Origin of the sequence: Kluyvera sichuanensis, assembly GCF_014218705.1 — a bacterium.
Lineage (GTDB): Bacteria > Pseudomonadota > Gammaproteobacteria > Enterobacterales > Enterobacteriaceae > Kluyvera > Kluyvera sichuanensis.
In genome coordinates this window covers 29,703-47,697 of the sequence record NZ_JABBJF010000003.1, presented here as the reverse complement: position 1 = coordinate 47,697, position 17,995 = coordinate 29,703, and the positions used below count along the sequence as shown (strand labels likewise).

General features: G+C 54.9%; 20 protein-coding genes. 8 read left to right on the top strand and 12 right to left on the bottom strand.

The window, feature by feature from the left end:
• Positions 1 to 69: 69 nt before the first annotated feature.
• Complete coding sequence (gene yfbV / locus HII27_RS04610) at positions 70 to 525, bottom strand: terminus macrodomain insulation protein YfbV (protein WP_185666803.1); 456 nt, start codon at positions 523 to 525, stop codon at positions 70 to 72.
• Positions 526 to 861: 336 nt separating this feature from the next.
• Here yfbV and ackA point away from each other — a divergent pair, with 336 nt between their 5' ends.
• Both ackA and pta read left to right on the top strand, forming a co-directional pair.
• Positions 862 to 2,064: an acetate kinase gene (ackA, locus tag HII27_RS04605; RefSeq protein WP_035892493.1), complete on the top strand. Its 1,203-nt coding sequence runs from the start codon at positions 862 to 864 to the stop codon at positions 2,062 to 2,064.
• Between the two features lie 76 nt (positions 2,065 to 2,140).
• Positions 2,141 to 4,285 (top strand): phosphate acetyltransferase, encoded by a 2,145-nt coding sequence (pta, locus tag HII27_RS04600; RefSeq protein WP_185666802.1) that lies wholly within the window; start codon positions 2,141 to 2,143, stop codon positions 4,283 to 4,285.
• Between the two features lie 95 nt (positions 4,286 to 4,380).
• On the opposite strand, the gene yfcD is transcribed toward pta, so the two are convergent.
• The 4 genes from yfcD to HII27_RS04580 all read right to left on the bottom strand — a co-directional run bounded on the left by yfcD (position 4,381) and on the right by HII27_RS04580 (position 7,777).
• The gene (yfcD, locus tag HII27_RS04595; protein ID WP_185666801.1) at positions 4,381 to 4,926 is read right to left on the bottom strand and encodes an NUDIX hydrolase YfcD; all 546 of its coding nucleotides are present in this window, start codon (positions 4,924 to 4,926) and stop codon (positions 4,381 to 4,383) included.
• 56 nt (positions 4,927 to 4,982) lie between these two features.
• Positions 4,983 to 5,534 (bottom strand): phosphodiesterase, encoded by a 552-nt coding sequence (yfcE, locus tag HII27_RS04590; protein WP_185666800.1) that lies wholly within the window; start codon positions 5,532 to 5,534, stop codon positions 4,983 to 4,985.
• A 55-nt stretch (positions 5,535 to 5,589) separates the two neighbouring features.
• Positions 5,590 to 6,234: a glutathione transferase gene (yfcF, locus tag HII27_RS04585; RefSeq protein ID WP_185666799.1), complete on the bottom strand. Its 645-nt coding sequence runs from the start codon at positions 6,232 to 6,234 to the stop codon at positions 5,590 to 5,592.
• Positions 6,235 to 6,358: 124 nt separating this feature from the next.
• On the bottom strand, positions 6,359 to 7,777 hold the full coding sequence (locus HII27_RS04580; protein WP_185666798.1) for an aldehyde dehydrogenase family protein: 1,419 nt from the start codon (positions 7,775 to 7,777) through the stop codon (positions 6,359 to 6,361).
• A gap of 103 nt (positions 7,778 to 7,880) precedes the next feature.
• On the opposite strand from HII27_RS04580, the gene HII27_RS04575 reads away from it, so the two are divergent.
• From HII27_RS04575 to HII27_RS04550, 6 genes are all read left to right on the top strand, one after another.
• Complete coding sequence (locus tag HII27_RS04575) at positions 7,881 to 8,789, top strand: LysR family transcriptional regulator (RefSeq protein ID WP_185666797.1); 909 nt, start codon at positions 7,881 to 7,883, stop codon at positions 8,787 to 8,789.
• A 54-nt stretch (positions 8,790 to 8,843) separates the two neighbouring features.
• Positions 8,844 to 9,206, top strand: coding sequence for a dihydroneopterin triphosphate 2'-epimerase (folX, locus tag HII27_RS04570; RefSeq protein ID WP_185666796.1), 363 nt, complete (start codon positions 8,844 to 8,846; stop codon positions 9,204 to 9,206).
• 21 nt (positions 9,207 to 9,227) lie between these two features.
• Positions 9,228 to 10,124 carry a TIGR01777 family oxidoreductase gene (locus HII27_RS04565; RefSeq protein WP_185666795.1) on the top strand — a complete coding sequence of 299 codons (897 nt, stop codon included), beginning with the start codon at positions 9,228 to 9,230 and terminating at the stop codon, positions 10,122 to 10,124.
• A 221-nt stretch (positions 10,125 to 10,345) separates the two neighbouring features.
• Positions 10,346 to 10,576: a hypothetical protein gene (locus tag HII27_RS04560; RefSeq protein ID WP_185666794.1), complete on the top strand. Its 231-nt coding sequence runs from the start codon at positions 10,346 to 10,348 to the stop codon at positions 10,574 to 10,576.
• A 17-nt stretch (positions 10,577 to 10,593) separates the two neighbouring features.
• Positions 10,594 to 11,151, top strand: coding sequence for a helix-turn-helix transcriptional regulator (locus HII27_RS04555; RefSeq protein WP_185666793.1), 558 nt, complete (start codon positions 10,594 to 10,596; stop codon positions 11,149 to 11,151).
• A 67-nt stretch (positions 11,152 to 11,218) separates the two neighbouring features.
• The gene (locus tag HII27_RS04550) at positions 11,219 to 11,731 is read left to right on the top strand and encodes a GNAT family N-acetyltransferase (protein WP_185666792.1); all 513 of its coding nucleotides are present in this window, start codon (positions 11,219 to 11,221) and stop codon (positions 11,729 to 11,731) included.
• 13 nt (positions 11,732 to 11,744) lie between these two features.
• Here the strand turns inward: HII27_RS04550 and hisP are convergent, their stop codons facing one another.
• From hisP to HII27_RS04515, 7 genes are all read right to left on the bottom strand, one after another.
• On the bottom strand, positions 11,745 to 12,518 hold the full coding sequence (gene hisP / locus HII27_RS04545; RefSeq protein WP_185666791.1) for a histidine ABC transporter ATP-binding protein HisP: 774 nt from the start codon (positions 12,516 to 12,518) through the stop codon (positions 11,745 to 11,747).
• Positions 12,519 to 12,525: 7 nt separating this feature from the next.
• Entirely contained in the window at positions 12,526 to 13,242 is a 717-nt protein-coding gene (locus HII27_RS04540; protein WP_185666790.1) for an ABC transporter permease, read from the bottom strand.
• Positions 13,239 to 13,925, bottom strand: coding sequence for a histidine ABC transporter permease HisQ (locus HII27_RS04535; protein WP_185666789.1), 687 nt, complete (start codon positions 13,923 to 13,925; stop codon positions 13,239 to 13,241). Before HII27_RS04535 ends, HII27_RS04540 begins: the two co-directional genes overlap by 4 nt.
• Before the next feature lie 64 nt (positions 13,926 to 13,989).
• On the bottom strand, positions 13,990 to 14,772 hold the full coding sequence (gene hisJ, locus HII27_RS04530) for a histidine ABC transporter substrate-binding protein HisJ (protein WP_035892515.1): 783 nt from the start codon (positions 14,770 to 14,772) through the stop codon (positions 13,990 to 13,992).
• 221 nt (positions 14,773 to 14,993) lie between these two features.
• Positions 14,994 to 15,776 carry a lysine/arginine/ornithine ABC transporter substrate-binding protein ArgT gene (gene argT / locus HII27_RS04525; RefSeq protein ID WP_185666788.1) on the bottom strand — a complete coding sequence of 261 codons (783 nt, stop codon included), beginning with the start codon at positions 15,774 to 15,776 and terminating at the stop codon, positions 14,994 to 14,996.
• Between the two features lie 292 nt (positions 15,777 to 16,068).
• Positions 16,069 to 16,638 carry a UbiX family flavin prenyltransferase gene (locus tag HII27_RS04520; protein ID WP_185666787.1) on the bottom strand — a complete coding sequence of 190 codons (570 nt, stop codon included), beginning with the start codon at positions 16,636 to 16,638 and terminating at the stop codon, positions 16,069 to 16,071.
• Between the two features lie 41 nt (positions 16,639 to 16,679).
• Positions 16,680 to 17,693 carry a LacI family DNA-binding transcriptional regulator gene (locus tag HII27_RS04515; protein ID WP_185666786.1) on the bottom strand — a complete coding sequence of 338 codons (1,014 nt, stop codon included), beginning with the start codon at positions 17,691 to 17,693 and terminating at the stop codon, positions 16,680 to 16,682.
• Between the last annotated feature and the right edge of the window lie 302 nt (positions 17,694 to 17,995).

The window sequence follows — 17,995 nt, the reverse complement described above, 5'->3', positions numbered from 1 at the left end:
GTTGCGCTTTGCAGCATAAAAAAAGACACAATGATTGTGTCTTCTTTTATATGCGTTTTTCGCCCTCAATTACAAATCATCGAGGAAAGTTTTATCCAGTTGTTTGAAGGCGCGCTTAAGCGTGTCAGCCAACGCCTGGTAATCCGGCTTGCCTTCAACCGGCGCCAGCGCCTGCCCTGACTCCTGCAATTTACCGCGCACTTCATAAAACCACTGCAATATAGAAGGGGGCAACGGCGTCACCGAGCGTTTACCCAGCCACCATAGCCCCTGCATTGGCAGGCTCAGCGCAAACAGCGCGGTAGCAACCGCGGGACCAAGCTGGCCGCCAAGCGCGATTTGCCAGCACAGCGTAAAGATGGCCAGCGGCGGCATCAGACGGATGGCGTGGCGCGTTGCACGGATGACGCGGTTTTCAACAAACACCGGCGCGAGCCGTTTTTCCAGCGGCCACGTCTTTGCATAATACTGCCCCCGGCTAAACAAACTGAAGAAACTGACCGGGCGTTGCTCGGGTGTCGACATGGCTTACCTCAACTTCACATATAAAAATTAAAATATTTTTTAAAACAACAACTGACTATGACATCGTTCAAAAAATTTTGGCATAACACCTGCGATCGGGTATTCTGTGCCAGCCTGAGATAACCAGATTCTATCCGCTCCGGCATATCAAATTATCGCATATTCTGCCATCGGCGGAAAATTGTGCAAAATAGCTTAGAATCAATATGTATTTCTTAGATCATGCCTGAAAAGTGTCTCGGGCATGATGTTAATCATAAATGTCGGTGTCATCCTGCGCTACGCTTTATGACTCATTGACGTTTTTTTAGCCACGTATCATAAATAGGTACTTCCATGTCGAGTAAGTTAGTACTGGTTCTGAACTGCGGTAGCTCCTCCCTGAAATTTGCCATCATTGATGCAGTTAACGGTGAAGAATACCTCTCTGGTTTAGCCGAATGTTTCCATCTTCCAGAAGCACGTATCAAGTGGAAAATGGATGGCGGTAAACAAGAGGCCGCTTTAGGTGCAGGCGCCGCTCACAGTGAAGCGCTGAACTTCATCGTTAATACTATTCTGGCACAAAAACCAGAACTGTCCGCTCAGCTGACCGCTATCGGCCACCGTATCGTACACGGCGGCGAGAAGTACACTAGCTCCGTTGTGATCGACGATTCCGTAATCCAGGGCATCAAAGACTCTGCGTCCTTCGCACCGCTGCACAACCCGGCTCACCTGATCGGTATCGCTGAAGCGCTGAAATCCTTCCCTAACCTGAAAGACAAGAACGTTGCTGTGTTCGACACCGCGTTCCATCAGACCATGCCGGAAGAATCTTACCTTTATGCTCTGCCGTACAGCCTGTACAAAGAGCACGGCGTACGTCGCTACGGCGCACACGGCACCAGCCACTTCTATGTGACTCAGGAAGCCGCTAAAGTACTGAACAAGCCGGTTGAAGAAGTGAACATCATCACTTGTCACCTGGGCAACGGTGGTTCTGTTTCTGCTATCCGTAACGGTAAATGTGTTGATACCTCCATGGGTCTGACCCCACTGGAAGGTCTGGTAATGGGTACTCGCTCTGGCGACATCGACCCAGCCATCATTTTCCACCTGCATGACACTCTGGGCATGAGCATCGACCAGATCAACAAGATGCTGACCAAAGAGTCTGGCCTGCTGGGTCTGACCGAAGTGACCAGCGACTGCCGTTATGTAGAAGATAACTACAAAGAAAAAGCTGACGCTAAACGTGCAATGGACGTTTACTGCCACCGTCTGGCGAAATACATCGGTTCTTACACTGCGCTGATGGAAGGTCGTCTGGACGCAGTTATCTTCACCGGTGGTATCGGTGAAAACGCGGCAATGGTTCGTGAACTGTCCCTGGGCAAACTGGGCGTTCTGGGCTTCGAAGTTGATCACGAACGTAACCTGGCAGCCCGTTTCGGCAAGTCTGGCTTCATCAACAAAGAAGGCACCCGTCCTGCCATCGTTATCCCGACCAACGAAGAACTGGTCATCGCACAAGACGCGAGCCGTCTGACTGCCTAATATCACACCGCCAGCCTAGCTGGCGGTGCTGTTTTGTATCCCGCCTGAAACTGGCGGTAACGAAAGAGGATAAACCGTGTCCCGTATTATTATGCTGATCCCTACCGGAACCAGCGTCGGCCTGACCAGCGTCAGCCTTGGCGTTATCCGTGCTATGGAACGCAAAGGCGTTCGTCTGAGCGTCTTTAAGCCAATCGCTCAGCCACGCACCGGTGGCGATGCGCCTGACCAGACCACCACTATCGTTCGCGCGAACTCATCTACCACGACGGCAGCTGAACCGCTGAAGATGAGCCACGTAGAAGCCCTGCTCTCCAGCAATCAGAAAGATGTGCTGATGGAAGAGATCATCGCTAACTACCACGCGAACACCAAAGATGCTGAAGTGGTTCTGGTTGAAGGCCTGGTCCCAACCCGTAAACACCAGTTTGCTCAGTCTCTGAACTACGAAATCGCGAAAACGCTGAACGCGGAAATCGTCTTCGTTATGTCTCAGGGCACCGACACCCCAGAACAGCTGAACGAGCGTATTGAACTGACTCGTAACAGCTTCGGCGGCGCGAAAAACACCAACATCACCGGCGTTATCGTTAACAAACTGAACGCACCGGTTGATGAACAGGGCCGTACTCGCCCAGATCTGTCCGAGATCTTCGACGACTCTTCCAAAGCGAAAGTTGTTAAAATCGATGCCGACCAGCTGAAAACCTCCAGCACCCTGCCTGTTCTCGGCGCGGTACCATGGAGCTTCGATCTGATCGCCACTCGTGCTATCGATATGGCGCGCCACCTGAATGCGACCGTGATCAACGAAGGCGACATCAACACTCGTCGCGTGAAATCCGTCACCTTCTGCGCACGCAGTATCCCGCACATGCTGGAGCACTTCCGTGCAGGTTCCCTGCTGGTCACTTCCGCAGACCGTCCTGACGTTCTGGTTGCAGCGTGCCTCGCCGCAATGAACGGCGTGGAAATCGGTGCCCTGCTGCTGACCGGCGGCTACGAAATGGACGCGCGCATCACTAAGCTGTGCGAACGTGCATTCGAAACCGGACTGCCAGTATTCATGGTGAACACCAACACCTGGCAGACCTCTCTGAGCCTGCAGAGCTTCAACCTGGAAGTTCCGGTTGATGACCGCGAGCGCATCGAGAAAGTTCAGGAATACGTGGCGAACTTTATCAATCCAGAGTGGATCGATTCCCTGACCGCAACTTCCGAACACAGCCGTCGTCTGTCTCCACCAGCGTTCCGCTACCAGCTGACCGAGCTGGCGCGTAAAGCCGGCAAACGCGTTGTTCTGCCAGAAGGCGACGAACCACGTACCGTGAAAGCGGCTGCTATCTGTGCTGAACGCGGTATTGCAACCTGCGTACTGCTGGGTAACCCAGACGAAATCACCCGCGTTGCAGCGTCTCAGGGCGTTGAACTGGGCGCTGGCGTTGAAATCGTTGACCCAGAAGTGGTTCGCGAAAGCTACGTTGCTCGCCTGGTCGAACTGCGTAAGAACAAAGGCATGACCGAAACCGTTGCCCGCGAACAGCTGGAAGACAACGTGGTTCTCGGTACCCTGATGCTGGAACAGGACGACGTTGACGGTCTGGTTTCCGGTGCCGTTCACACCACTGCGAACACCATTCGTCCACCGCTGCAGCTTATTAAAACTGCTCCGGGCAGCTCTCTGGTGTCCTCCGTGTTCTTCATGCTGCTGCCAGAACAGGTTTATGTTTACGGCGACTGCGCGATCAACCCGGACCCAACTGCAGAGCAGCTGGCAGAAATCGCTATTCAGTCCGCTGAATCCGCGATTGCCTTCGGTATCGAACCACGCGTTGCGATGCTCTCCTACTCCACCGGTACCTCTGGTGCAGGTAGCGACGTAGAGAAAGTTCGCGAAGCAACTCGTCTGGCACAGGAAAAACGTCCTGACCTGATGATCGACGGCCCGCTGCAGTACGATGCTGCGGTAATGGCTGACGTAGCGAAATCCAAAGCGCCGAACTCTCCGGTTGCAGGTCGCGCTACCGTGTTCATCTTCCCGGATCTGAACACCGGTAACACCACCTACAAAGCGGTACAGCGTTCTGCCGACCTGATCTCCATCGGGCCGATGCTGCAGGGTATGCGCAAGCCGGTGAACGACCTGTCTCGTGGCGCGCTGGTAGACGATATCGTCTACACCATCGCTTTGACCGCGATCCAGTCTTCACAGCAGCAGTAATCCTTAGGCCACCCGTTCGCGGGTGGTTTAAAGGCAAAAAAAATCCGGAGACGGGAAACCGCTCCGGATTTTTTGTATCTGGTGTTTAGCCGCGCTTATTCCGCTTCCTCTTCAACGTGGGCTTCGTTGTTGGCATTGCGGGTCATCCACAGCGCCAGCGCCTTCAGCGAGTCGTCGGTAAACTCATCGCAGCGCGCGGTGATCTCTTCCGGCGTCATCCAGCGAACTTCGCTCACTTCTTCTTCCTGTAGCGCGAATGGCCCGTGAGAAACACAGCTGAACAGGCTTCCCCAAACGCGACAGTGCTTATCTTCAAAGTAGAACTGCCCGTGATCGGCAAACGGTACGCCAGCAATACCCAACTCTTCTTCCGCTTCGCGGCGAGCAGACTCCAGCAGCGGTTCATCAGCCTGAACAACACCCCCAGCGGTGGCATCCAGCTTACCCGGCTGATAGTCTTTCGTCTCCGTACGGCGCTGCACCAGAATGTTGCCCATACCGTCGTGGACGACGATATAGGTTGCCCGGTGCCGCAGACACTGCGCGCGCATCTGCTCACGGCTCGCTTGCGCGATGACCTCATTGTCTTCGTTGACAATATCGACCCATTCCGTGCTTGCCAAATGATTCTGCTCGACCATCCGTAAACCTTAAATTGAAAGCGCTCTTACGGCGCGTTTTATGATTGATGGGTAACTTACGGGTTAATGGCAACCTCTGCAATAACCTGTTGATCATTGAGTGCGAAAACCTGCAGCCTACCCTCGTCAAGCATCCCATAGCTTGCGGCAAAACCGCCTTTGGGAATGCTAACCGAACCGGGGTTAAATAAGAATATGTCGCCGCGTTTTTCTGCCACCGGCAGGTGGGTATGACCATACGCCAGTACATCTCCAGCCGACAGTGGCGGCAGATTATCAGGATGATAAAGATGGCCGTGGGTCAGAAATAGGCGCTGTGAATCGGTGAGCACCTGTTGCCAGGACGCAGTGATGGGAAACGAAAGCAGCATCTGGTCAACTTCGCTATCGCAGTTGCCGCGCACCGCAATAATACGATCGGCTATGGTGTTCAGTCGCTCTGCCACCTGCGCCGGGGCATAGCCTTCCGGTAGCGCATTGCGCGGCCCGTGGTTCAGCACATCACCCAGAATAATCAGCCAGCGCGCGCCGCTCTCGGCAAACCGCGCCAGCACGCGTTCGGTAGCCGGTAGCGAGCCGTGAATATCCGATGCAAACATCAGTTTCATGAGTCAATTCCCCACAATGATAACCTTGCCATCATAATGGATTTTCACACTTTTTTCAGCCTGTGCGTTTTGCCGAAAGAGCAACATAGCGCTGCACGGAAGCCCGCTGCCACTGGAACGTGGCGTAGTCGGCGAGACGTTCCGGAACATCGTCACCGTTCAGCACCAGACGATTAATCATTAGCGCCAGGTCAGTATCGGCAATACACCACTCGCCAAAAAGATTAGGCCGCTCATCAACCAGTAATGCGCTGGCGGTGTCAAACAGTTTAGCCGCGCTTTTGCGTCCTGCTTCGGTCAAAGGTGCTTTTTTCTCTCCGGCAAAAATCACCGCCGTAGATCGCTCCTCACGAATGGGCATCAGGTCGCTGCGCAGCCACGCCTGAATCTGGCGCGCACGGGCGCGTTTTTGCAGGTCGTGAGGATACAAACGCTCCCACTCTGGCGGCGCAAAGCGTTCATCAAGGTATTCGGTTATCGCGGAGGATTCGCTGAGCTCAAAGCCATCAACATCCAGCAGCGGCACGCGACGGGTAGCAGAGTAACCGCGCCAGCCCGGCTGGAGGTGTTCGCCAAGGCCGAGATTGACGGTTTTGAGGGTAAACGGCAGCCCCTTTTCCTGCAGGGCAACGTAGACGGACATCACGTAGGGCGAGAAAAAATCGGAATCAGACCAAAGCGTTATCACAGGCTGGCTCATAGCGTCCTCAATCACGGGCAGGAGATGCACGAACGATGGACGCAGAACGCGTCCATCTAACATGCTGTCAACATAGCCTGTCTGGCGGGCGATGTCACTTGCCCGCAACATGAGGATTTTGCAATCAGCCAACCACCAGCGTTTTCGGTTCCAGATAGGCCTGCATCCCCCATTTGCCCATCTCACGGCCCAGACCGGACTGTTTCACGCCGCCAAACGGCGCCAGCGGCTCATGTTCAAGCGTATTGACCATCACTCGGCCGGATTCAATCCGCAGCGCCAGCGCCTCACCGCGTTCGCGTGAGCCGCTCAGCACCATAGCGTTAAGCCCGTAGTCAGTATCGTTAGCAATCGCCAGCGCTTCCGCCTCGTCGTGATAAGGGATAATCACCAGAACCGGTCCAAAGATCTCTTCGCGGGCGATACGCATCTGGTTGTTCACATCGGTAAAAATGGTCGGCTTCACGTACCAGCCTTTTTGCTGACCCGCAATACGCCCCTCTCCGCCGACCAGAATTCGCGCCCCTTCCTGCTGGCCCAGTTGGATATAGCCCTGCACGCGCAGCCACTGTTTCTGGCTGACCATCGGGCCAATCACCGTCTGGCTGTCTCGTGGGTCGCCGGTGGTGAACCCGCTAACCGCCTCGATAAACGCCTGTTCGAACTCAGCCTGACGAGAAGCGGGAACCAGGATTCGAGTCCCGGCGATGCACGCCTGCCCGCTATTCATAAACCCGGCCTCCAGCGCCAGATGTACCGCCGTCTTCACGTCCGCATCATCGAGGATCACGGTCGGTGATTTGCCACCCAACTCCAGCGTGACGCGCTTAAGCGTGCGAGCACCGCTTTCTACAATGTGTTTTCCCACCGCCGTCGAACCGGTAAAGGAGATTTTGGCGATGTCGGGATGGTGATTGATGGTGTCGCCCACCACCTCGCCCCGCCCGGTGACAATGTTAAACACGCCCGCCGGAATCTGCGCGGCGTGCAGCGCTTCGGTGACAATCTGCGTCTGCCAGGCGCTCATTTCACTCGGTTTGATAACCGCAGTACAGCCAGAAGCCATCGCGGTCGCCAGCTTATTGCAGATAAATCCAGCATCGCTGTTCCACGGCGTAATCAGCCCAGCAACACCGACCGGCATCATCACCACTTTGGCGCGGCCTACCCGCTCTTCAAAGCTAAATTGTGTCAGCGCATCGATGGCGCAGCGAATGGTCTGCGCCGGCCAGGCCGCCATCCAGTGTGCGCGTGCCGATGGCGCGCCGTATTCGGTGATAAGCGCTTCCAGCAGGTCCGCTTCTCGCGCCTGTACCGCGAGGTACATTCTTTCCAGCACAGCAATACGTTCTTCACGCGTGGTCTGCGACCAGGCCGGGAACGCGGCTTTCGCGGCGGCAATGGCACGCAGGGTGTCCTCTTCATCCGCCAGCCGCACCTGGCCAATCACCGTTTCGGTTGCTGGGTTAAACAGGTCAAAAAGCTCGCTGCCGTGTGGGGTAACAAACTCGCCGTTGATATAAATCTGGTTGATGTGCAGCATGATTCGGTCCTTTCATCGTGGGATGTCGTGCAGTATAGGAGCCGCGCATCGTTACGATAAGAGGGTATAATATGGACGACCTGTCACGAAAATCGGAACAATCATGCACCGCAGCGGCCTTACCGAACTTGAAATCGTCCTTGCCGTCACCCGTCAGCAAAGCTTTCGCGCCGCCGCGCGCGAGTTGGGAATGTCGGCGACAGCCGTCAGCAACGCCGTCGCCGGGCTGGAGTCACGGCTTAACGTTCGGCTTTTTAACCGTACCACCCGCAGCGTCGCGCTAACGGAACAGGGCCAGCGCTACGTGGCGCGTATCGCTCCGGCACTGGCGGAAATACAACGTGCCGCCGAGGAGATTGCCACCGAGCCGGGAAATCCGACCGGGACGCTACGCATCAACGCCCCGCGTGAATGTGTGTCGTTGCTGTTCCGGCTGTTTGATACCTATCTGCAGCGCTACCCGCAGATGCGCCTGGATATCACCACCGAGTCACGGCTTATCGACATCGTGTCAGAGGGATTTGACGCGGGTATTCGTCTCGCCGAGTCCGTCCCGCAGGATATGATTGCCGTCGCCCTGACGCCAGACGCGCGGATGCTAATTGTCGGCTCGCCGGACTATTTCGCACGCTACGGCACACCGCGTTCACCTGACGACCTCCAGCAGCATCAGAGCATCGGCATGCGCATGTCACATGGCGGCGTTTACCACTGGGAACTGGAGCACCATCAGCAAAAATTTACCGTGAATATCCCACCACGGATCGTTGTCAGCGAGATGCAGGCCATCCATCGCGCGGCGCTGGCTGGACTGGGGCTGGCCTTTATTTCGGAATGGTTTATTCAGGACGAACTCCGCAGCGGCAAACTGGTCAGCGTCCTGGATGAATGGTGCCCAACCTTTGGCGGCCTGCGCCTTTATTATCCGGGGCACCGGCATGTGCTCCCGGCACTGCGCGCGTTTGTTGAACTGGCGCACGAACTGAACGCGCGCCAGACCCTGCCGCGATAAAGATGCTTTAGTGTATGATGCACAGGAAAACAAAAATTACGGAGAACACCTGCAATGTCTCAGTCTGACGCCATCATTCGCATCAAAAATTTACGCCTGCGTACGTTTATCGGCATTAAGGAAGAGGAGATTGCCAACCGCCAGGACGTGGTTATCAATCTTGAAATTCGCTACCCGGCGGAAAAGTCACGCAGCAGCGAAGATATTAACGACGCGCTGAACTATCGCACCATTACCAAGAGCATTATTCGTCACGTAGAGAATAACCGCTTCTCTTTACTGGAAAAATTAACTCAGGATGTGCTCGATATCGCACGCGAACATCACTGGGTCACTTATGCTGAAGTGGAAGTCGATAAAGTTCACGCGCTGCGCTACGCCGATTCGGTATCCATTACCCTGAGCTGGCAACGCTAAGCGCTCCCTTCGGGAGGTGGCATGAAAATTCTGATTACCGGCGGTACCGGGCTGATTGGCCGCCATTTAGTTGCGCGTTTACTGACGCTCGGGCACACGGTCTGCGTGGTGACCCGCTCCCCGGAAAAGGCCCGCCAGACGCTCGACCCACGCGTTGAGCTGTGGCCTGGGCTACAGAACATGTCATCGCTCGACGGCATTGACGCCGTTATCAATCTTGCCGGCGAACCCATCGCCGACAAACGCTGGACGGCGCAGCAAAAGCAGAAACTGTGCGACAGCCGCTGGGGCATCACCCAGCGAATCAGCGATTTGATTCAGGCGAGCGCGACGCCCCCTTCGGTGCTGATTTCTGGCTCGGCCACCGGCTATTACGGCGACCTCGGCGAGGTCGTGGTGACGGAAGAGGAGCCACCGCATAACGAGTTTACCCATAAACTGTGCGCGCGCTGGGAGCAGATAGCCTGCACGGCGCAGAGCGAACACACCCGCGTCTGTCTGCTGCGCACCGGCGTGGTTCTGGCGCCGAAAGGCGGCATCCTCGCTAAACTACTGCCACCTTTCAGACTCGGTCTCGGTGGCCCTATCGGCAACGGCCGACAGTACCTGGCATGGATCCATATCGATGATATGGTCAACGGCATTCTCTGGCTGCTGGATAACGATTTGCGCGGGCCTTTCAACATGGTTTCACCCTACCCAGTGCACAACGAGCAGTTTTCCCATGCGCTGGGTCAGGCGCTCAATCGCCCGGCCATTCTTCGCGTTCCCGCCACCGTGATACGCCTGCTGATGGGCGAATCCTCGGTGCTGGTGTTAGGCGGACAGCGCGCGCTCCCCAAACGGCTTGAAGCCGCCGGGTTCGCGTTTCGCTGGTACGATTTAGATGAGGCGTTGGGCGATATTCTCGCCCACTAAGTTCATACGACGGTGGTGGCGTCTGGCTATCACCGTGCTTTTCCCCACTTCTGGAATTCGCCACGCAATTCGGTCATCGAGCACATATCCCTCTGAAACAAACGTGAAGCCGATTCCAACGCGTTACCTCCCGCTTTGTCATAACAGCCCAATGCACATTATTACGTCAACTTACCGTTGACACTTGTCAACAAAATATCGATACTCTGCGGGAAACATTGATGAAGGAACATCCAGATAAGCATATCAGGGCGGCCATTGATTACGCGCTACAACGTGGTTGGTTGTTTATCACCAGCGGTAGAAGCGCCCATTGTTTTGGTCGGTTGCAGTGCGGCACGGCTGAGCATCGGGATCATATGATGAGCATATGGTCGACACCTGCCGTACCGCTGCATCACGCACGGCAAATCATGCGCATGGTCGATCGCTGCCAGCCCAAACATTCGTAGAGCAAGGGAGAAACGGAATGCCATTATTTAACTTCACGCTGACGCTATCGGGCGTCAGTCGCAGCACGCCAAATCTTGAAGAGGCGTTCTATCATGCACATTGCGATGATGCACTGATCTGCTTTTACGGGACGGCGGTCTATCTCGATTTTGACCGGGAAAGCGACACACTGGAGCAGGCCATTCTTTCCGCCATTCGCGACATCGAATCCGCCCCCTCACTCAATGCGCGGGTCGAATCGGTCGACTCGACCCTGGTCGGGCTTAGCGATATCGCCGAACTCACCGGCGTCTCCCGCCAGGCGATTTCACTGCTTAAAGACGGCGCTCGCGGCGGCGGTCAGTTTCCCGCACCCATTCAACGCGTCAAGGGTAACTCCCCGCTTTGGCGGTGGCAGACGGTCGTGCAATGGCTGGTGACGGAGGGTCGCATCGCCGAGACTTCACCAATGGTTGCGCATGCCCGCACGTTGGATAGCCTGAACCTGGCACTCCAGCTTCGCGCCTCTCAGGAGAGCAAAATGGTATTGCACTATTTCCAGCGTCTGGAACACACGACCGCCTTCAGTGGCTAATTCCGTACTATTCCATCATCTCGAGTGCTAAAGTACAGCCTCAGATTTGGCTTAATGGCATAGGAAAATGGTAACCCTCACCACCCGGCGACTACGGCTTTCTCCCTTTAATGACAGCGACTGGCCCTTCTTCCTTCAACTGCGACAAAATCATGAGGTAATGCAGTTTATGGGGGAAATGCTGGAGGAAGCAGCGATACGTGCAATTTTTGCCCTACGCTGCAACTCCCCCGCGATCTTTGTTATCCGCGATGAAAACGGTATGCCGCTTGGCGATATAGGGCTGCAGATCAGCAGTAAAAATCCCCACGAAGCGGACGTTGGCTACGCGCTATTGCCAGAGGCGCAAGGCAAAGGGTTTGCCAGCGAGGCGCTCCGTGCAATATGCGATTATGGCTTTCAACAACTTGGTCTATGGGCCATTAATGCCTGGGTACTGGGCGATAATCAAAGTTCGGCAAGGCTGCTGGAAAAGCACGGTTTTATCCGCACGCAGGTGCTGACAAAAGCCTATAGGCTGAACGGCAAAGATTACGATGACTGGGTCTATCGGCGGGAAAACGCCCCCACGCACGCGTGAGGGCGAGTGAAGCTTACTTTAATGCGCCGCTCAGGAACTGCTGCAGGCGTGGGCTTTTCGGATTACCAAACACCTCTTCTGGGTTGCCCTCTTCCTCAATTTTGCCCTGATGCAGGAAAATCACGTGCGATGACACATGGCGAGCAAAGCCCATTTCGTGGGTCACTACCACCATGGTTTTCCCCTCTTCCGCCAGCTTCTGCATAATGCGCAGCACCTCGCCCACCAGCTCAGGGTCAAGCGCTGAAGTGGGTTCATCAAACAGCAGCACTTCCGGCTCCATCGCCAGCGCACGGGCGATGGAAACGCGCTGCTGCTGGCCACCGGACAGGTGCACCGGGTATTTGCCCTGCTGGCGTTCATCAATACCGACTTTCGTCAGGTATTTCACCGCGCGATCGCGCGCTTCCTGCTTGCTCAGGCCCAGCACCTGAATCGGCGCTTCCATCACGTTTTCCAGCACCGTCATGTGGCTCCACAGGTTGAAGTGCTGAAACACCATCGTCAGGCGCGTACGCAGCAGGCGAAGCTGGTTTTTATCCGCCACCTTCAGTTGGCCGTCGTTATCACGCACCAGGCCAATATTCTCGCCATTGACGATAATGGTGCCTTCACTTGGCTTCTCAAGGAAGTTAATGCAGCGCAAAAAGGTACTCTTGCCGGAACCGGAAGAGCCGATGATGCTTATCACATCCCCGGCGTTAGCCTGCAGCGACACGCCCTTCAGCACCTCGTGCTCGCCATAGCGTTTGTGCAGGTCGATTACGTTTAGTTTTTTATCAGACATCATATTCTCAGTGCGTAGAAGACGGTTTCATGTGCTGTAGCCAGCGCTTTTCCGCTTTGCGGAACAGACTAATCAGTACATAAGAGATGGCCAGATAGAGCACCGCCGCAATGCCGAAGGCGGTAAAGGGTTGATAGGTCGCCGAGTTAATATCGCGCGCAATCTTCAGCAAGTCAGGCACGGTGGCGGTAAACGCCAGCGCCGTCGAATGCAGCATCAGGATAACTTCATTGCTGTAAGCTGGCAGCGCAATGCGCAGCGCCGATGGCAGAATGATGCAGCGATAAAGCTTAAACGACGAGAAACCATAGGCGCGCGCGGCTTCCACTTCTCCCGCCGGAACCGAGCGAATTGCCCCGGCAAAAATTTCGGTGGTATAGGCGCAGGTATTTAACGTTAAGGCCAGCACCGTACAGTTCAGGCCGCTGCGGAAGAAGGCGTTTAACAGCTCCGTGCCTTTGACGATTTCCAGCGTATACATGCCGGAATAGAACACCAGTAGCTGCACGTAGAGCGGCGTACCGCGGAAAATATAGGTAAACAGCCAGACCGGGAATTTGATGTATTTATTGCTGGAGACGCGAGCAATAGCCAGAAACAGCGCTAACACGCCGCCCATCACCACCGACAGCACCAGCAGCCATAGGGTAATCGCCACGCCGGTAAAACGATAACCGTCGGTCCACAGCAGCGCTTTCCAATACTCCTGAATGATCTCAATCACAGGTCAGCCCTCTTCACGCCCACGGAGTAGCGGCGTTCGAGCAGCAGCAACACGCCATTGGAAACGGTAGTAAACAGCAGATAAATCAAGCCACAGACGATAGCAAAGTAGAACGGTTCCCAGGTGCTTTTTCCGGCAAGTTGGGTCGCTTTAACCACATCTTCCAGACCCAGCAGCGAGACCAGCGCGGTCGCTTTGAGGATAACCTGCCAGTTATTGCCAATGCCCGGCAGCGCATAGCGCATCATCGCGGGAAACAGAATACGACGGAAGGTTTGTGCCCCGGTGAAGCCAAAAGCCGTCGCGGCTTCAATATGACCTTTTGGCACCGCCATAAACGCGCCGCGGAAGGTTTCGGTGAAATAAGCGCCGTAGATAAAACCAAGGGTGATGATACCGGCGATCATCGGGTCGATATCAAACTGCGCCAGCCCGAGCGCATCGGTCAGCACGTTGAGCGCCATCTGCAGCCCGTAGAAAATCAGCAGCATCAGCACCAAGTCTGGCACGCCACGAATCAGCGTGGTGTAGCCCTCAAAAATTAACGCCAGTACGCGATTTCGGGAGAGCTTCGCTCCCGCGCCTACCAGACCTATAAGCACGGCAAGAACCACTGAGCTGATAGCCAGCTCAAGGGTGACAAGAGCGCCCTGAAAAATTACCTGTGAAAACCCGTACAGCATGCTGCCAGTCCTGTCTTTACGCCCACCGTTTTGTGCGTGCAAAACGGTGGGTTACTCGTGATGATTACTCGCCGTAAACGTTAAAATCGAAGTACTTCTTCGCCAGCTTGTCGTAGGTGCCGTCGGCACGCATGTCAGCAAACGCTTTGTTCAGCGCGTTCAGCAGCTCGGTATCGTCTTTACGCAGACCCATACCGGTACCTACACCGAACAGCTTCACGTCTTTAATGGACGGGCCGCCGAACTGGTAGTCTTTACCGATAGGCTGCTTCAGGAAACCTTCACTCGCCGCCACTTCGTCCTGGAACGCGGCGTCAATACGGCCAGCGGTCAGGTCAGAATAGATATTGTCCTGTCCCTGGTAGGAGACAATTTCAATACCTTTCGGCGCCCAGTGTTCGTTACCGTACGTCTCCTGAGTGGTACCCTGCAGTACGCCCACGCGCTTGCCTTTCAGCGTGGCGAGGTCTGGCGTAATTGGAGAACCTTTTTTCACCACCAGACGGGAGTCAGCGGCATAGAGTTTGTCGGTAAAGGCGATTTCCTGCTGACGTTTTTCGGTGATCGACAGCGAGGACATGATGGCATCGATTTTCTTCGCTTTCAGCGAGGGGATCAGGGCGTCCAGCGGGTTTTCCACGAAGGTACATTGTGCCTGGATGCGCTTACACAGCTCTTTTGCCAGATCAATGTCGAAACCCACTAATTCACCCTGTGCATTCTTTGATTCGAACGGTGCATACGTTGGGTCAGTACCGATACGCACTTTTTGCGGGATTGCTGCAAATGCGCTTGATGCAGAAGCAAGCGCTAATACCAGAGAAAAAGACAACGCCAGTTTTTTCATATCATCCTCTACAAGCTGTGATTCTTGTGTGTTTTTTAGAAATAATCTGAGCAGTTATCGTGCCATCTTTCGGCCCTTCAAGGCAAAGCATTCTGCCCTTCAGGCTGGCTTTTTTCTCATTTAAAATGCTTAATTATGCAACCTCGCGCAACTTTCGAACAAAAAACGCACCATCGTGGTGCAAGGGCAAATATATGCACCACGATGATACATGCGACCGGTTAGTCGCCGTAGACGTTGAAGTTAAAATACTTCTTCGCCATCTTGTCGTAGGTGCCGTCCGCGCGCAGTTCCGCTAACGCTTTATCGAACGCCGCTTTCAGCTCGACGTCATCTTTACGCAGCCCAACGCCGGTGCCGTCACCAAAGTACTTTTTGTCTTTAACTGACGGGCCAGCAAACTCAAAATCTTTACCGGCAGACTGTTTCAGGAAGCCTTCGCTGGCGGCGACTTCATCCTGCAATGCCGCGTCCAGACGGCCTGCGGCCAGGTCTGCATAGATCAGATCCTGGTTTTGATAGGCCACCACGTCCACGCCTTTGCTGCGCCAGTTTTCATTGGCGTAAGCTTCCTGGGTAGAACCCTGAAGCACGCCGATGTGCTTGCCTTTCAGCCCGTCCAACGTCGGTTTAACCGAGGAGCCTTTAGCGGCAATCAGGCGGGAGTCTGCCGCGTACAGCTTGTTGGAGAAGGCAATCTCCTGCTGGCGCTTTTCGGTGATCGACAGCGAAGAGATAATCGCGTCAATTTTCTTCGCCTTCAGTGAGGGGATCAGCGCGTCAAAATCGCTGCCAACCCAGGTACACTTGATGCTGGCGCGTTTACACATCTCGTTGCCCAGATCGATATCAAAGCCAATAAAATCGCCTTTGGCATCTTTCGATGAGAACGGTGCGTAGGTGGTATCGGTACCGATGCGGATGCTCTGTGGCAGTGCGGCAAATACGCTGGAGGCGCTGCTGAGACCCAGCAGCAAAGAGAGAGCCAGAACCGTCTTTTTCATACTTTCCCCTATTAAACCGTGATGTCGTTAACTGCTAATAGTTATGTTGTGTTGTGTTTGCAAAACCTACTCTGCATCTTCCGTGCCATTTTTAACGTTGCGAAACCCCACAATGTTAAAAATGTTAACAAAAAGATAACGAGAGGTGATCATCAGGAAAGATATCAGCCACAGCGTATAAATCGAGCACAAAAGTGCAAACGGGATGATTAAATATCGAGGATTTGATCGGTGTTACACAATTGCCCTGAAACAGGGCAAAAGCGACATCATGCACAAGGGTGGCGCAGCGCTATGCGCCGGTCCAGCGGGTAAAGAGATCTTCAGGCAGGGTGATATCAAACAGATCGAGTACGCGGTTAACGGTCTGGTTAATCACGTCGTCCAGCGTTTGTGGGCGATGATAAAACGCTGGCACCGGCGGCATGATCACCGCGCCGATTTCCGCTGCCTGAGTCATCAGGCGAAGATGGCCTAAATGCAGCGGCGTTTCGCGCACGCACAGCACCAGCGGGCGGCGCTCTTTGAGCACCACGTCAGCGGCGCGGGTCAGCAGGCCATCGGTATAGCTGTTCACAATGCCGGAGAGCGTTTTTATCGAGCACGGCAGGATAACCATACCGGCAGTTTTGAACGAACCGGAAGAGATGCTAGCGGCAATATCGCGCGCATCGTGCACCACGTCCGCCAGCGCCTGAACCTCACGCACAGAGAAGTCCGTCTCCAGCGCCAGCGTCTGTCTTGCCGCCTGACTCATCACCAGATGCGTTTCGACGTCCGCCACGGTTTGCAGCACCTGCAACAGGCGCACGCCGTAAATAGCGCCGCTTGCGCCGGAAATACCAATGATGAGTCGTTTCACACGGACCGTCCTGTAGCCATAATGGGGCAAACTTTGCCGGATTACGGTGCCAGACGCAACCGCAACGCGTCGCTATCCGTCACCGAACTGCCGCGCGCCACCAGCCTAACCGGTAGCAGCAGGTTACGTTCACTTTCATCGTTCATCAGTAACTGGAAGGCATCGCGCCCCAGTTCACGTTTATCGACCGCTACCGTGGTCAGCGGCGGGTGGGCCCAGGCCGCAGCGTCGATGTCATCGAAACCGACGATGGCCACCTCTTCCGGCACGCGAATTCCCCGACGGGCACATTCGCGCATTGCCACCAGCGCGGCTACGTCGTTGTAGGCAAAAATCGCATCCGGCGGCTGTGGTAGCGCCAGCAATCGAGACATTCCTTCGACCAGCGCCTGCTCAATCTCTTTTATCGGCGGCACCTCAACGCAGTATTCTGGCGCAAGCGTCAGCCCGGCATCAAACAGCGCCTGCTGATAGCCCTCGACGCGCTGACGAATACTGTAGTGGCGCTGTGACGTTCCCAGAAACGCAATACGGGTTCTCCCCTGCTCCAGCAGATGACGCGTGGCAATGAAGCCGCCGTGAAAGTTATCCGGGTTAACGCAGGGAAAATCCGCCGCCCATAAATCGACCAGCGCCACCGGCAGCGCGGTCTGGCGAAGTTCGGCCAGCACTTCCGGCTCAAGGTAACCCGCGCACACCAGCGCATCCGGCTGGTGTAATTGAATCAGTTCAGATACCGAATCCTGCGGGCCAATTGGCTGAAAGCTCATAGCGATGTCATTTTCCCGGCAGGCATCCGCCACGCCCAGCATCACCGTTGAGTAGAACGGCAGCGCGCTGGCGATATTGTGCTCCCGGTGGAGTAAAAACATCAGCCGCTTGATACGCCCGGTGCGCAAGCGGCTAAAGTCATAACCTTCCGCCTGGGCAATCGACAAGATACGTTGCCGCGTTTCATCGCTCAGCCCCGGCTGCCCTTTCAGAGCGCGGGAGACCGCCGCAATGGAAACGCCGCACGCCGTGGCAATATCTTTGATTCTAATTTTCTTCGCCATTCCGTTCGCTTCCGACTGTTAGCTATCACGCCCGACAGAGGATACCACGCGACTCTTTCGGTCCGTAGATTAAGTTTTATATTTACTAAACAAACTTACGGAAAAACGCCAATAACCACCAGAAATGACTTTTAAATCGACAATATCAGTTAAATTTGTGACACATACCTCTAATTAATATTTATTTATAGTAAAAATAAGATCGAATTCACCCTTTAAAACGTACGCTATATACCCGAACTTCGCTCAGGATCTATGCTCAGCGCCGTTAGTTATTTACTAAAAATCGTCAGAGATACGCC

Coding starts and splice junctions, on each gene's coding strand:
- yfbV (WP_185666803.1), bottom strand. CDS start 525: ATGTCGACACCCGAGCAACGCCCGGTCAGTTTCTTCAGTTTGTTTAGC.
- ackA (WP_035892493.1), top strand. CDS start 862: ATGTCGAGTAAGTTAGTACTGGTTCTGAACTGCGGTAGCTCCTCCCTG.
- yfcD (WP_185666801.1), bottom strand. CDS start 4,926: ATGGTCGAGCAGAATCATTTGGCAAGCACGGAATGGGTCGATATTGTC.
- yfcE (WP_185666800.1), bottom strand. CDS start 5,534: ATGAAACTGATGTTTGCATCGGATATTCACGGCTCGCTACCGGCTACC.
- yfcF (WP_185666799.1), bottom strand. CDS start 6,234: ATGAGCCAGCCTGTGATAACGCTTTGGTCTGATTCCGATTTTTTCTCG.
- HII27_RS04580 (WP_185666798.1), bottom strand. CDS start 7,777: ATGCTGCACATCAACCAGATTTATATCAACGGCGAGTTTGTTACCCCA.
- HII27_RS04575 (WP_185666797.1), top strand. CDS start 7,881: ATGCACCGCAGCGGCCTTACCGAACTTGAAATCGTCCTTGCCGTCACC.
- folX (WP_185666796.1), top strand. CDS start 8,844: ATGTCTCAGTCTGACGCCATCATTCGCATCAAAAATTTACGCCTGCGT.
- HII27_RS04565 (WP_185666795.1), top strand. CDS start 9,228: ATGAAAATTCTGATTACCGGCGGTACCGGGCTGATTGGCCGCCATTTA.
- HII27_RS04560 (WP_185666794.1), top strand. CDS start 10,346: ATGAAGGAACATCCAGATAAGCATATCAGGGCGGCCATTGATTACGCG.
- HII27_RS04555 (WP_185666793.1), top strand. CDS start 10,594: ATGCCATTATTTAACTTCACGCTGACGCTATCGGGCGTCAGTCGCAGC.
- HII27_RS04550 (WP_185666792.1), top strand. CDS start 11,219: ATGGTAACCCTCACCACCCGGCGACTACGGCTTTCTCCCTTTAATGAC.
- hisP (WP_185666791.1), bottom strand. CDS start 12,518: ATGTCTGATAAAAAACTAAACGTAATCGACCTGCACAAACGCTATGGC.
- HII27_RS04535 (WP_185666789.1), bottom strand. CDS start 13,925: ATGCTGTACGGGTTTTCACAGGTAATTTTTCAGGGCGCTCTTGTCACC.
- hisJ (WP_035892515.1), bottom strand. CDS start 14,772: ATGAAAAAACTGGCGTTGTCTTTTTCTCTGGTATTAGCGCTTGCTTCT.
- argT (WP_185666788.1), bottom strand. CDS start 15,776: ATGAAAAAGACGGTTCTGGCTCTCTCTTTGCTGCTGGGTCTCAGCAGC.
- HII27_RS04515 (WP_185666786.1), bottom strand. CDS start 17,693: ATGGCGAAGAAAATTAGAATCAAAGATATTGCCACGGCGTGCGGCGTT.